The following is a 13,389-nucleotide window of genomic DNA, read 5'->3' as shown; positions in this document are numbered from 1 at the left end:
GCCTGGTTTATATACCGGGCCTCGCTGTCTGTTTGCATTAAGTCGCGCCACGCCGTAAGTCCTCGCTGGCATAGTGACAGCCCAAATTAAACTGGCACTGTTTACTAAGCCATATTTCTTGAAACGGCATAGATATATTGATATCAACAGGCCCACACGGCTTTATTAAATATTTCCTTTTTGCCGCCATGTATTAACGCAAAGGAATAATCACCTCATTCATCTGTCAATTCAACTTACAAACACATCATTATCCTGCCATAAATAAAATGAATGATGGATGTCATGTAACTTACATAAAGATATGTTAATAATGCGATATAGCAAGCATGACCAGAAACCTATTTAATTAAAGGAAAACAGGCAATGATTGATGCGCAAAAAAAGACGATATTAATCACCGGTGGATCTAAAGGGCTTGGCCTGTCCTATGCCAGAGCGCTGGCGAAAGATCATCGGGTTATTATTACCGGCAGAGATGCGCAAAGACTGGCCGAGCTTGAAGAGGAATTTGGCGGTGCCGTCCACTGCCTACCGTGCGATGTTACCGATCGGATAGCCGTCGCCGCCTGCTTTACCGGCATAGCCGAAAAGTTTGGTCATATCGATGTCGTGATCAACAACGCCGGTGTCTGGGGGCCGGTAGATAAATTTGCCGATATCGAACTGGATGACTGGTTTGAAGCCATTAATATTAACCTGCTTGGCCTTTCTTATTGCACGCATGAGGCGCTAAAGCCGATGCGAGTGAAAAAGCGTGGGATTATTATTAATATCGTCAGTAATGCCGGAGTTTACCGCTGGCCTTATTGTACCTCTTATTCCGTAACCAAAGCGGCCGTGATTAAATTAACCGAAAACCTTGCGGTTGAAATGAAGCGTGAAAATATCTCTCTTTACGCCTATCACCCCGGACTGGTTCATTCCACCGGCATGGTAACGAATCTGATTGATACCGTCACCGACAGCAACAGCGCTCGCGGAAAAGCCTTACAGTGGGTATATGATGAAAAAGATGCCGGGAATACCGTTGATGAAACGCAAAGCCTGATCAATATTGAAAAACTGTGCAGCGGGAAATACAGGTCGTTAAGCGGACTTTATCTTACCGTCAGAGACGATCTCGATCTGCTGCTGGAAAGAAAAAGAGAAATCCGGGAAGGCGACCTGTTTATGTTAAGGGTTAACGGGCTGGCCGTTTAGGCCAACGGCTATCATTACGCCCGAACCGTTAATTGCCGCCCTGCGGCTGCAATAGCAGCGACCCGCCGGGATCCTGCGGCATTATGCCGCAGGAAAGCGATGATTATGCGAACTGCTTAAGCAGCAGCGCGGCCGCTGCCGCGGAGGAGCCAGGGTTCTGACCGGTAATCAACAATCCGTCCTGAACCACGTAGGAACCCCAGTCGGCGCCTTTAGAGTAGATGCCGCCCTGTGCCACCAGCTCATCCTCCACCAGGAAAGGCACCACGTTGGTCAGGCCGACGCCTTCTTCTTCGCTGTTGGCGAAGCCCGTGACCTTTTTCCCTTCCACCAGCGGACGGCCCGCCGGCGTTTTCACATGGCGCAGCACGCCTGGCGCATGACAAACCAGCGCGACCGGTTTTTCTGCGGCGAGGAAAGATTCAATCAGGGCGATGGAGTGCTTGTCCTCGGCCAGATCCCACAGCGGGCCGTGCCCGCCCGGATAAAACACCGTGTCATAATCGGCCTGAGAAATTGTGTCCAGGCGCACGGTGGCAGCAAGCTGCGCAACAGCCCCGGCATCAGCCTCAAAGCGATGCGTCATCTCAGTCTGAAAATCCGGTTCGTTACTTTTTGGATCCAGCGGTGGATTGCCGCCGGCCGGCGAAGCCAGAGTCACTTCGGCACCCGCGTCTTTAAAAGCGTAATAAGGTGCGGCCAGCTCTTCCAGCCAGAAACCGGTTTTACGGCCGGTGTCACCCAGTCGATCGTGTGAGGTCAGGACCATTAAAACTTTCATCGTGTCTCTCCGCATAGTGGCGTTAGTAAATAGTAGACCAGTCGTCTAATATTGAGGTAAAAAAACAGGCCAGCCTGCTGGCCCTGTCGGTCGTAAACCTGTAATAAAACTCTGCGCCTGGCTTAGCAATACTTCGGGCGGCCAGGCCGGGCGTTTGCCGCACCGCTGAGTCAAACGGCCTTGCAGCCACTCATATCCAGCATTTGCAGGAGACAGCATGGCTGAGGCAAACGGCCTTTCAGCCTGCCAGACCCAGCGTCTGTCGGGTTAACAGCATGGCAGAGGCAAATGGCCCTTTGTGGCGAACAATTTTTACCATCACGCTCGCACCCAGCCAGAGCTGGTAAAGACTTTCCGCGACCCGGCCTGGCTCGTCGATAATCCGCAGCGATCCTTCTTCTGCGCCAGTCTCAATGGCTTCAGCCAGCCGCGCCACAATTTGCGAAGTGCCTTTTTCCAGCGCAAGCCGCATATTTTCCGACAGGTCGGCCACTTCCGCACCCAGCTTTACTGCCAGGCATTTGCCCTGACAGTCCTGGAAGGACTGTGTATCCTGCCACTGCTGCCAGTAGTTCATCAGCCGCTGCGCCATATTGACGCCGGGCTGGCTCATCGTTTGGTCAAGCCCGGCCTGATAGTCGGCAAAATAGCTTTCCAGCATGGCGACAGCAAAGGCATCCTTGGAGCCGAAATAGTGATAGAAGGAGCCTTTGGGCACGCCCGCTTCGGTCAGGATTTCGTTCAGCCCGACGGCCGAATAGCCTCTTCCCGCCATGATGCGCTGTCCGGTGGCGAGGATATGCTCGCGGACATCGTCTTTGTGTTTATGCGTCGCTGTGTTCATGAACTTACCTTACACCTGATTAGACCGGTCGTCTAGAGATTAACGCCTGTTTTTTTCACCCTTTTTTGAAGCCGCGCCTGAGCAGGACGGTAATAAAAATGACCCGCTATAACTTAAAAATCGTTACGATTTGATGAATTAACGAATAGCCCGGCGGTCGCCTCTGCGTCTGCCTTTGTCCGGGTAGCTTTATGAATAACATCACAAAAAAGAGATCCCGCTTTTAGGCCAGCCGCAGCCGCTTAAAAATAAAACCGTAGTAAATCCAATCGGTTTTATACGTATCCGCCTTATTCATGCGATCGACACATCAATCAATGCACTATTTGCGCTTATTTACTGCGATTTACTCAGCCAGTCTTCAAAGCAGGCGCGGCAAAAAGCGCCACTGACAAACTGGAGATCGCTATGCACCTTACTTCTGGCTTACCCCTGTCCCTGCGCGCCCGTCTCGGCGCCATATTTCGCGTTACCTCAGGCAATTTTCTGGAGCAGTTTGATTTTTTCCTTTTCGGTTTTTACGCCACCTATATCGCGCACACTTTTTTTCCGGCAAGCAGCGAGTTCGCTTCGCTGATGATGACTTTCGCGGTATTCGGCGCGGGGTTTCTGATGCGGCCTGTCGGCGCGATCGTGCTGGGTGCCTATATCGATAAGGTTGGCCGACGCAAAGGGTTGATTGTGACGCTTTCCATCATGGCGGCGGGGACTTTCCTGATCGTGCTTATCCCGTCCTATCAGGCCATCGGCCTTTGGGCGCCGCTGCTGGTGCTGACGGGACGTTTACTCCAGGGGTTCTCTGCCGGCGCAGAGCTGGGCGGCGTATCGGTTTATCTGGCCGAAATTGCCACGCCGGGGCGCAAGGGTTTCTATACCAGCTGGCAGTCAGCCAGTCAGCAGGTCGCCATCATGGTCGCGGCAGCGATGGGCTTCGCCCTTAACGCCCTCCTTGAGGAAACCGCCATCCGCGAATGGGGCTGGCGTCTGCCGTTTCTGTTTGGCTGCCTGATTGTGCCTTTCATCTTTGTTCTGCGCCGCAAGCTGGAAGAGACGCAGGAGTTTAACGCCCGCCGTACTCATCTGGCGATGAGGCAGGTTTTTGCCACGCTGCTGGCTAACTGGCAGGTGGTTATCGCCGGGATGCTGATGGTCGCAATGACCACCACGGCTTTTTATCTGATTACCGTTTACGCCCCGACCTTCGGCAAGAAAGTACTGATGCTCAGCGCTTCCGACAGCCTGCTGGTTACGCTGCTGGTCGCTATCTCGAATTTTTGCTGGCTTCCCATAGGCGGCGCGCTGTCCGATCGCTTCGGCCGCAAACCGGTACTGATTACCATGACGCTGCTGGCGCTTGCCACCGCCTGGCCAGCCCTTCGCCTGCTTGCTGGCGCGCCGGGCTTTTATATGATGCTGGGCGTGCTGCTGTGGCTGTCTTTTATTTATGGCCTTTACAACGGCGCAATGATCCCGGCGCTGACGGAAATTATGCCGCCGGAAGTCAGGGTGGCCGGATTCTCGCTCGCCTATAGCCTGGCGACGGCGATCTTTGGCGGATTTACGCCCGTCGTCTCTACCGGCCTGATTGAGCTTACGGGAGATAAAGCCTCGCCGGGATACTGGATGAGTTTTGCCGCCGTATGCGCCCTGCTGGCCACGCTTTATCTCTATCGTCGCAGCGCAACGTCTGTTCAGCCGGTCGCCAGACCGCTCGGCTAAGGAAAAATCATGAACCAGACAGGAAGATTTCTTTGTGTATTGCCGCTTCTTTTCCTCCTCTGCCCGGGCGTACAGGCCAAAACGTTGACGGTCATGATGTCCGGCGGCTTCAGCGCCGCCTGGGAAAAACTCGCGCCGCGTTTTGCCGCGCAGGAAGGCTATAAAATCACCACGGTCTCCGGCCCGTCAATGGGCCAGTCGCCTCAGGCCATTCCCGCCAGGCTGGCTCGCGGCGAACAGGCGGACGTGGTCATTATGGTCGGCGACGCGCTGGAAAAGCTGGATAAGGCGGGCTGGCTGGCTAAAAACTCCCGCGTGGAGCTGGCCGATTCGCCCGTGGGAACGGTCGTTAAAAAAGGCGCAACGCCGGTCAACATCAAAACGGAGCAGGCGCTGCGGGCGGCGCTGTTACAGGCGCAGTCCGTTGCCTATTCCGACAGCGCAAGCGGCAGATATGTCAGCGGGCAGCTGTTTGCAAAGCTGGGCATTGCGGAGCAAATGAAGAGCAAGGCGCAGATGATAGAACGGATCCCGGTAGCGCGTGTTGTCGCTGAAGGGAAATACATGCTGGGCTTTCAGCAGGTTAGCGAGCTGCTCCCCGTTTCCGGCGTCACCTTTATCGGCGAGCTGCCGGCCAGCGTGCAGTACACCACCCGCTTTGCCGGGGCCGTAACGAAAACCTCGGCCAACGCGCAGGAGGCGCAAAAGCTGCTGCGCTATCTTTCGTCGGCGGCGGTGCAGCAGAGCATTCGCGCCACCGGACTGAAAACCATAGCTCAGTCCCGGGCGACTACCGTTCAGTAATTAGCTTTTCAAGCTCGGCGGCGACGTGTGACAGCACGCGACCGCTGCGCTTAAGTAAGCCAACCGTACGCTGCACTACCGGTTCTGTCAGCGGCACGCTGGTGAGCACGGAATGGCCTGAATACGGCATCGACATAGCGGGCACGGCGGCAATGCCGAGGCCCGCTTCAACCATACCCAGCATAGTGGTGACATGGCGGGTTTCGCAAATGCTGGGTCGTTCCGGCACGATGTGCGCCAGCGCCTGATCGAGCAGGTTGCGGTTGCCGGAGGTCTTATCAAGGCCAATCCAGGCCTGCTGATAAAACGCCTTCCACGTAAGTTCTTTACTCCCCGCAAGCGGATGCTCATGCCGACAGGCAGCGACGTATCTGTCCGCCAGCAGCGGCAAAAATTCAATATCTGCCTGCGTACGGCCTGCAAAGCTGATGCCGAAATCCGCCTGGCCGCTGACAACGGAGTCGTAAACATTGCTCGCGCTGCTGTCGATCAGTTTAACCCGTACTCTGGGATAGCGGCTCTGAAAGCGGCGGATAACATCCGGCATAAAATAATAGGCGGCGGAAGGGACGCTGGCGACAGTGACCAGCCCGGTTCGATTCTGGCTAACCTCGCTCAGATCCGCCATCAAATCTTCGAAATCCGTCAGCAGTCGTCCCGATCGCTCGGCAAAGTTTTGTCCGGCCAGCGTCAGGCTGACGCGCCGGGTGGTGCGCTCAAACAGCTTCAGGCCCAGCGCGTTTTCCAGCTTGTCTATTCGTCGGCTAAGGGCGGACTGAGACAGGCAGATCGACTCTGCCGCAAGGCGGAAGTTGCCGTATTCCACCAGCGCCCGAAAGGCGTAAAAATCATTCAGGTCAACGTTTACCGGCATCTCTGTTTATCCCTTCAGCGGTGACAGGCGCGGCCCCGTCCGGGTCGCTTTTGACGATCTAGCCGATAAAGACCTGACACAGCAGATGGCGGAAGACTGGCATCATCGGATGGAACTGGATCGCCACGAAACTGGCCACGCCCGCCGCCATCATCAGCGGCGCGAGCCAGCGCAGGCGGCTTTCCGGTAGATAAGCCGTCGCCCAGTCATGTTGTTTTTTGGCGCGCAGCAAGCGCCAGCCCAGCCAGCCGCCCAGCCACACCAGCAGCGCTACCGCCAGCAGCAGCCATTTAAACAGGCTGCTGCTGGCGTCCTTCGGCACGTCAATCGCCACGCCAGCCAGGATGCCCGGCAGCAGGTACAGAGGCGGCCACAGCACGCAGCCGATTAGATTAGGCGGGATAAACTTCTTTACCGGCAGCTCCAGCATCCCCGCCACCAGCGGGATTAGCGGCCGCGTCGGGCCAATAAAGCGGCCGATAATAATGGTAAACATGCTGTGCTGATGCAGCGCGTGTTCGGTTTTATCCATCAGCGGCTGATGCTTTTTAATAAATGACCAGCGGTGCAGCGGCCCTTTGAACTGCCAGCCGATAAAATAGGAGATCCAGTCGCCCAGCAGGCAGCCGATGATCCCCACGCCCCAGGCCGGATAGAGACTGATTTGTCCGCTGCCAACCAGCGCGCCCAGCGAGGCCATCAGCACGGTGCCCGGCAGCAGCAGCCCAACCAGCGCCAGCGACTCGAAAAAGGCCACCAGGCCGACTGCCAGTAAAGACCAGGCAACTGATTGAGTTATAAGGTGTTCCAGCCAGGCTTCCATAGGTTTCACATTCTGTTTATTGGAAAGCCGGATTGTCCTGGCCCGTCCGGGATCCGTCAAGCGCTGTTTTGTATGGGAATGCGGATATTCCTTTTGTTCAGGTAAATAAGAACAAGCGCTTGCCAATGGATAAAAAAGCGGCGCGGGCGAAGTAAGAACTGTATAAATAAACATGCTATTATAGGCCCGCATGGCGGTGAACTGCCCCGTATTCCATTTCCAGCCGCTCAGGAGGTTCAGGTGAACGACGCGCGCGCAGGCTTTCTGCTGACCCGACACTGGCGGGATACGCCTAACGGCACGGAGATCGTGCTGTGGCTGGCCACGGATGATGGCCCGCAGCGGATCGTGCTGCCACCGCAGGAGTCGGTCGCCTTTATTCCGCAGCAGCAGCAGCTGGCGCAGGCGGAAACGCTGCTGCGCGCCGAAAAAGATATCCGGCTGACGCCGCTGACGCTGAAGGATTTCCGCCAGCGTCCGGTCGCAGGGCTTTACTGCAAGCAGTATCGGCAGCTGCAAAAGCTGGAGAAGCTGCTGCGCGAAAACGGCGTAGTGGTTTATGAAGCGGATATCCGCCCGCCCGATCGTTTCCTGATGGAGCGTTTTATTACCGCGCCGGTGTGGTTCAGCGGCCAGCAGGTCGGTGGCAGCCTGACGCAGGCGCGGCTTAAACCCAACCCGGACTATCGCCCGCCGCTGAAGTGGGTGTCGCTGGACATTGAAACCACGCGCCACGGCGAGCTTTACTGTATCGGGCTGGAAGGCTGCGGCCAGCGCGTGGTTTATATGTTAGGGCCAGAAAACGGCGACGCCAGCCGCCTGGACTTCAGGCTGGAATATGTCGCCAGCCGTCCCGCGCTGCTGGAAAAACTCAACGCCTGGTTTGCCGAACACGATCCGGACGTGCTGATCGGCTGGAACGTGGTGCAGTTTGATCTCAGGATGCTGCAAAAACATGCCGACCGCTATGGCATTCCGCTGCGGCTGGGCCGCAACAACGAAGCGCTGGAATGGCGCGAGCACGGCTTCAAGCCGGGGATCTACTTTGCGCAGGCGACCGGGCGGCTGATTATCGACGGCATCGAGGCGCTGAAATCCGCCTTCTGGGATTTCCCTTCCTTCAGCCTGGAATCGGTCTCGCGCGAGCTGCTGGGCGAAGGTAAAGCCATTAATAATCCGTGGGACAGGATGCAGGAGATCGACCAGCGCTTTGCGGAAGACAAACCGGCGCTGGCGCACTACAACCTGAAAGACTGCGAGCTGGTCACGCGCATTTTCCAGCGTACCGAGATCATGCCTTTTCTGCTGGAGCGCGCCACCGTCAACGGCCTGCCTGCGGATCGGCATGGCGGCTCGGTCGCCTCGTTCAGCCATCTTTATCTGCCGCGTATGCATCGCGCCGGCTACGTTGCGCCGAATATGGGCGAAGTCGCGCCGGAGGCGAGTCCGGGCGGCTACGTGATGGATTCGCGGCCAGGTCTTTACGACTCGGTGCTGGTGCTGGATTACAAAAGCCTTTATCCCTCGATTATCCGTACCTTTTTGATTGACCCGGTCGGGCTGGCCGAAGGCATGGCGCATCCCGACGACAGCGAGTCGGTCAGCGGCTTTCGCGGCGCGCGTTTCTCCCGTACCCTGCACTGCCTGCCGGAGATCGTTGGTCAGATCTGGCAGGGCCGCGAAACGGCCAAAAAGCACGGCAACAAGCCGCTGTCGCAGGCGCTGAAAATCATCATGAACGCGCTGTACGGCGTGCTGGGCACCAGCGCCTGTCGCTTTTTCGATCCGCGGCTGGCCTCCTCCATCACGCTGCGCGGCCATGAAATCATGCGCCAGACGCGGGAGCTGATAGAGGCGGAAGGCTATGACGTGATTTATGGCGATACCGACTCCACCTTCGTCTGGCTGAAAACGCCGCACGACGAGGCGTCGGCCGCCGCGATTGGCCGCCGGCTGGTGGAAAAAATCAACGCCTGGTGGCAGCAGCATCTGCAGGAAACGCTGGGGCTGACCAGCGCGCTGGAGCTGGAGTACGAAACCCACTTCAGTCGTTTTCTGATGCCGACCATTCGCGGTGCGGAACAGGGCAGCAAAAAACGCTACGCCGGTTTGATCCGCGAAGGCGACCAGGAGAGAATGGTGTTTAAAGGGCTGGAGACGGTGCGTACCGACTGGACGCCGCTGGCGAAAAATTTTCAGCAGGCGCTTTATCTGCGGATTTTTAAGCGGCAGCCCTATCAGGATTACATCCGCGAAACCGTGCGGCAGCTGCTGGATGGCGAACTGGACGAACAGCTGACCTACAGCAAAAAGCTGCGCCGCCCGCTGGAAGATTATCAGCGCAACGTACCGCCGCACGTGCGCGCCGCGCGCCTTGCCGATGAGCAGAACCGCCAGCTGGGCCGCCCGTTGCAGTATCAAAAAGGCGGCCGGATCTGTTACGTTATCGCCACCTCAGGGCCGGAGCCGCTGGAGGCCCGCCTGACGCCGCTGGACTACGATCACTATCTTTCCCGCCAGCTGCAGCCCGTTGCGGAAGGCATTTTGCCTTTCGTGCAGGATGACTTTGCTACACTGGTAACAGGTCAGTTGGGGCTTTTTTGACAGGTGACGAACGCGCCACCTTCCAGTACCATAGCGCCCTTCCTGCAAAACGAAATGAATCTGCCGGGCTTTATTGCCGGGCAGCCGTGCTATTGCCTGAAATAACCTCTACGAGAATCGAGCCGAATATCTATGCCTTTTACACTTGGTCAACGCTGGATCAGCGATACGGAAAGCGAACTGGGATTAGGAACTATTGTTGCGGTAGATGCGCGCATGGTCACACTGCTTTTCCCCGCCACCGGCGAGAACCGTCTTTACGCTAAAAATGATTCGCCTATTACTCGTGTGATCTTCAATCCGGGCGACACCGTTACCAGTCACGAAGGCTGGCAGCTGGAGGTGGCGGAAGTCGTGACCGAAAACGGTCTGGTCAGCTACATCGGCACCCGGCTTGATACCGAAGAGTCCGACGTGATGCTGCGTGAAGTCATGCTCGACAGCAAGCTGGTGTTCAGCAAGCCGCAGGACCGCCTGTTTGCCGGTCAGCTGGATCGTATGGACCGCTTCGCGCTGCGTTTTCGCGCGCGTAAATACCAGAGCGAACAGTATCGCCTGTCGGTCAGCGGCCTGCGCGGCATGCGCACCAGCCTGATCCCGCATCAGCTGCATATCGCGCACGACGTAGGCCGTCGCCATGCGCCGCGCGTGCTGCTGGCTGACGAAGTGGGCCTTGGCAAAACTATTGAAGCGGGCATGATTATTCATCAGCAGCTGCTGGCCGGTCGCGCCGAGCGCGTGCTGATCGTCGTGCCGGAAACGCTGCAGCACCAGTGGCTGGTGGAAATGCTCCGCCGCTTTAACCTGCGCTTTGCCCTGTTTGACGACGATCGCTACGCGCAGGCGCGTCTGGACAGCGACAACGCTTTTGATACCGAACAGCTGGTGATCTGCTCGCTCGACTTTGTGCGCCGTAACAAGCAGCGTCTGGAGATGCTGGCGGAAGCGGAGTGGGATCTGCTGATCGTCGACGAAGCGCACCATCTGGCCTGGGAAGAGGGTCAGCCAAGCCGCGAATATCAGGTGATTGAGCAGCTGGCCGAGCAGATCCCCGGCGTGCTGCTGCTGACCGCGACGCCGGAACAGCTGGGCATGGAGAGCCACTTTGCCCGTCTGCGCCTGCTGGACCCGGATCGCTTCCACGATTTCGCCGCTTTTGTTGAAGAGCAGCAGCATTTTCAGCCGATTGCCGATGCGGTTTCCGGCCTGCTGGCCGATAAGGCGATCGATAACGACGCCCTGAATATGCTGAACGACCTGATGGGCGAGCAGGATATCGAGCCGCTGCTCCAGGTCGCCAACAGCGATCGCGAAGGCAAGCTGGAAGCGCGTCAGGAGCTGATCAGCATGTTGATGGATCGCCACGGCACCAGCCGCGTGCTGTTCCGCAATACCCGTAACGGCGTCAAAGGCTTTCCGAAACGCGAACTGCATCAGATCCGCCTGCCGCTGCCGACGCAGTATCAGACGGCGATCAAGGTGTCCGGCATCATGGGCGCGCGTAAGGCGGCCGATGAGCGCGCGCGCGACATGCTATATCCGGAGCAGATTTATCAGGAATTTGAAGGAGACAGCGGCACCTGGTGGAACTTCGATCCGCGCGTCGAATGGCTGATGGGCTTTTTGACCAGCCATCGCGACAGCAAGGTGCTGGTTATCTGCGCCAAAGCCACCACCGCGCTCCAGCTGGAGCAGGTGCTGCGCGAGCGCGAAGGCATCCGCGCCGCCGTGTTCCATGAAGGGCTGTCGATTATTGAACGCGACCGCGCGGCGGCCTGGTTCGCCTCCGAAGAGGATGGCGCGCAGGTGCTGCTCTGTTCGGAAATCGGTTCCGAAGGCCGTAACTTCCAGTTCGCCAGCCAGATGGTGATGTTCGATCTGCCTGCCAACCCGGATTTGCTGGAGCAACGTATTGGCCGTCTTGACCGTATCGGTCAGGCGCACGATATCCAGATCCACGTGCCTTATCTGGAAAAAACCGCCCAGTCGGTGCTGGTGCGCTGGTATCACGAGGGGCTGGACGCCTTTGAGCATACCTGCCCGACCGGCCGCGCTATTTACGATGCGGTCAGCGATCGGCTGGTGAACTATCTGGCCTCGCCGGAAAACAGCGAGGGGCTGGACGACTTTATCGGCGACTGCCGCGAGCAGCATAACGCGCTGAAAAGCAAGCTGGAACAGGGCCGCGACCGCCTGCTGGAGCTGAACTCCAACGGCGGTGAAAAAGCGCAGGCGCTGGCGGAAACCATCAGCGAGCAGGATAACCATATCGAGCTGGTTAACTTTGCACTCAACCTGTTTGATATCGTCGGTATTAATCAGGAAGACCGCAGCGACAACCTGATCGTGCTGACGCCGGGCGATCATATGCTGGTGCCGGACTTCCCAGGCCTGCCGGAAGATGGCTGCACTATTACTTTCGATCGCAATCAGGCGCTGTCGCGCGAAGACGCGCAGTACGTCACCTGGGAGCATCCGATCATTCGCAACGGCCTGGATCTGATCCTGTCCGGCGATACCGGCAGCTGCGCGCTCTCGCTGTTGAAAAACAAGGCGCTGCCGGTCGGCACGCTGCTGCTGGAGCTGATCTACGTGGTAGAGGCGCAGGCGCCGAAACAGCTTCAGCTGACGCGCTTCCTGCCGCCAACGCCGGTGCGGATGCTGGTTGACCGCAAAGGCACCAACCTGGCGGGCAAGGTCGAGTTCGAGAGCTTTAACCGTCAGCTGAACGCGGTCAATCGTCATACCGGCAGCAAGCTGGTTAACGCCGTACAGCAGGATGTGCACGAGATCCTGAAGCTGGCGGAAGGTCAGGCTGCCGAAGAAGCGCGCAAGCTGATCGAGATTGCCCGCACGGAAGCAAACGAGAACCTGAGCGCAGAGCTGTCGCGTTTGCAGGCGTTGAGCGCGGTCAATCCTAACATCCGTCAGGATGAGATCGACGCGCTGGAGAGCAATCGCGAGCAGGTGCTGGCGGCGCTGGATGACGCGGGCTGGCGTCTTGACGCGCTGCGCCTGATCGTCGTCACGCACCAGTAATTAGCACAGGGCGGCTGCGGCCGCCCCCCACAGGCAAAAAGATGGAACCCTATAATCCTCCGCAAGATCCCTTAGCCGTTCTTTATCAGGACGAGCATATTATCGTGGTCAACAAACCGAGCGGTCTGCTGTCGGTGCCCGGTCGGCTGCCCGAGCATAAAGACAGCGTGATGACGCGTCTTCAGCGCGACTTTCCGCTGGCGGAATCCGTACACCGCCTGGATATGGCAACCAGCGGTATTATTCTGGTCGCACTGACCAAAGCGGCCGAGCGGGAACTGAAACGCCAGTTTCGCGAGCGCGAGCCGAAAAAAACCTATCTGGCACGCGTCTGGGGTCATCCCGCGCAGGAAGAAGGGCTTATCGATCTGCCGCTGATCTGCGACTGGCCGCTGCGGCCAAAGCAGAAAGTCTGTTTTGAAACCGGCAAACCGGCGCAGACCGAATATCAGGTGCTGGAGTATGCGGCGGATAACAGCGCCCGCGTGCGGCTAAAGCCCATTACCGGCCGTTCTCATCAGCTTCGCGTGCATATGCTGGCGCTGGGGCATCCGATTCTGGGCGATAACTTTTACGCGCATGAAGAGGCCAGAGCGATGGCGCCGCGTCTGCTGCTGCATGCCGAAATGCTCACCATCACCCATCCCAAATACCAAACGCCGATGACTTTCCGTCAGCCGGCGGACTTCTGAACAAAG

10 protein-coding genes are annotated in these 13,389 nt (G+C 57.7%); 6 read left to right on the top strand and 4 right to left on the bottom strand.

Translation table 11 applies throughout. The annotated features are described in order from the left end of the window. Positions 1-366: 366 nt before the first annotated feature. On the top strand, positions 367-1,203 hold the full coding sequence (locus EGK14_RS10120; RefSeq protein WP_125288973.1) for an SDR family oxidoreductase: 837 nt from the start codon (positions 367-369) through the stop codon (positions 1,201-1,203). A 103-nt stretch (positions 1,204-1,306) separates the two neighbouring features. Here EGK14_RS10120 and EGK14_RS10115 read toward each other — a convergent pair whose 3' ends face one another. Together EGK14_RS10115 and EGK14_RS10110 are read right to left on the bottom strand one after the other, a co-directional pair. Continuing rightward, entirely contained in the window at positions 1,307-1,984 is a 678-nt protein-coding gene (locus EGK14_RS10115) for a type 1 glutamine amidotransferase domain-containing protein (RefSeq protein WP_125288972.1), read from the bottom strand. Positions 1,985-2,222: 238 nt separating this feature from the next. Continuing rightward, positions 2,223-2,828 (bottom strand): TetR/AcrR family transcriptional regulator, encoded by a 606-nt coding sequence (locus tag EGK14_RS10110; protein WP_125288971.1) that lies wholly within the window; start codon positions 2,826-2,828, stop codon positions 2,223-2,225. Positions 2,829-3,236: 408 nt separating this feature from the next. On the opposite strand from EGK14_RS10110, the gene EGK14_RS10105 reads away from it, so the two are divergent. After that, positions 3,237-4,547 (top strand): MFS transporter, encoded by a 1,311-nt coding sequence (locus EGK14_RS10105; RefSeq protein WP_125288970.1) that lies wholly within the window; start codon positions 3,237-3,239, stop codon positions 4,545-4,547. Positions 4,548-4,556: 9 nt separating this feature from the next. After that, on the top strand, positions 4,557-5,351 hold the full coding sequence (locus EGK14_RS10100; protein WP_125288969.1) for a substrate-binding domain-containing protein: 795 nt from the start codon (positions 4,557-4,559) through the stop codon (positions 5,349-5,351). On the opposite strand, the gene EGK14_RS10095 is transcribed toward EGK14_RS10100, so the two are convergent. Together EGK14_RS10095 and EGK14_RS10090 are read right to left on the bottom strand one after the other, a co-directional pair. Beyond that, positions 5,338-6,225, bottom strand: a complete 888-nt coding sequence (locus tag EGK14_RS10095; protein ID WP_125288968.1) for a LysR family transcriptional regulator — start codon at positions 6,223-6,225, stop codon at positions 5,338-5,340. The two genes, EGK14_RS10100 and EGK14_RS10095, sit on opposite strands and share 14 nt — an antisense overlap. Before the next feature lie 58 nt (positions 6,226-6,283). After that, complete coding sequence (locus tag EGK14_RS10090) at positions 6,284-7,048, bottom strand: DedA family protein (protein ID WP_125288967.1); 765 nt, start codon at positions 7,046-7,048, stop codon at positions 6,284-6,286. Between the two features lie 240 nt (positions 7,049-7,288). On the opposite strand from EGK14_RS10090, the gene polB reads away from it, so the two are divergent. From polB to rluA, 3 genes are all read left to right on the top strand, one after another. Continuing rightward, positions 7,289-9,652, top strand: coding sequence for a DNA polymerase II (polB, locus tag EGK14_RS10085; RefSeq protein WP_125288966.1), 2,364 nt, complete (start codon positions 7,289-7,291; stop codon positions 9,650-9,652). Between the two features lie 132 nt (positions 9,653-9,784). Then, complete coding sequence (gene rapA, locus EGK14_RS10080; protein WP_125288965.1) at positions 9,785-12,691, top strand: RNA polymerase-associated protein RapA; 2,907 nt, start codon at positions 9,785-9,787, stop codon at positions 12,689-12,691. A 41-nt stretch (positions 12,692-12,732) separates the two neighbouring features. Then, the gene (gene rluA / locus EGK14_RS10075; RefSeq protein ID WP_125288964.1) at positions 12,733-13,383 is read left to right on the top strand and encodes a bifunctional tRNA pseudouridine(32) synthase/23S rRNA pseudouridine(746) synthase RluA; all 651 of its coding nucleotides are present in this window, start codon (positions 12,733-12,735) and stop codon (positions 13,381-13,383) included. The last annotated feature ends 6 nt before the right edge of the window (positions 13,384-13,389 follow it).

Source organism: Erwinia sp. 198 (assembly GCF_003937915.1).
Lineage (GTDB): Bacteria > Pseudomonadota > Gammaproteobacteria > Enterobacterales > Enterobacteriaceae > Erwinia > Erwinia aeris.
The sequence above is the reverse complement of the archived record's forward strand: the minus strand, read 5'-3'. Positions and strand labels throughout refer to the sequence as shown.

Excerpts from the sequence above, each read along its gene's own strand:
- EGK14_RS10105 (WP_125288970.1), top strand. The coding sequence starts at position 3,237 with ATGCACCTTACTTCTGGCTTACCCCTGTCCCTGCGCGCCCGTCTCGGC.
- EGK14_RS10120 (WP_125288973.1), top strand. The coding sequence starts at position 367 with ATGATTGATGCGCAAAAAAAGACGATATTAATCACCGGTGGATCTAAA.
- EGK14_RS10090 (WP_125288967.1), bottom strand. The coding sequence starts at position 7,048 with ATGGAAGCCTGGCTGGAACACCTTATAACTCAATCAGTTGCCTGGTCT.
- EGK14_RS10115 (WP_125288972.1), bottom strand. The coding sequence starts at position 1,984 with ATGAAAGTTTTAATGGTCCTGACCTCACACGATCGACTGGGTGACACC.
- EGK14_RS10110 (WP_125288971.1), bottom strand. The coding sequence starts at position 2,828 with ATGAACACAGCGACGCATAAACACAAAGACGATGTCCGCGAGCATATC.
- EGK14_RS10100 (WP_125288969.1), top strand. The coding sequence starts at position 4,557 with ATGAACCAGACAGGAAGATTTCTTTGTGTATTGCCGCTTCTTTTCCTC.
- EGK14_RS10095 (WP_125288968.1), bottom strand. The coding sequence starts at position 6,225 with ATGCCGGTAAACGTTGACCTGAATGATTTTTACGCCTTTCGGGCGCTG.
- rluA (WP_125288964.1), top strand. The coding sequence starts at position 12,733 with ATGGAACCCTATAATCCTCCGCAAGATCCCTTAGCCGTTCTTTATCAG.
- rapA (WP_125288965.1), top strand. The coding sequence starts at position 9,785 with ATGCCTTTTACACTTGGTCAACGCTGGATCAGCGATACGGAAAGCGAA.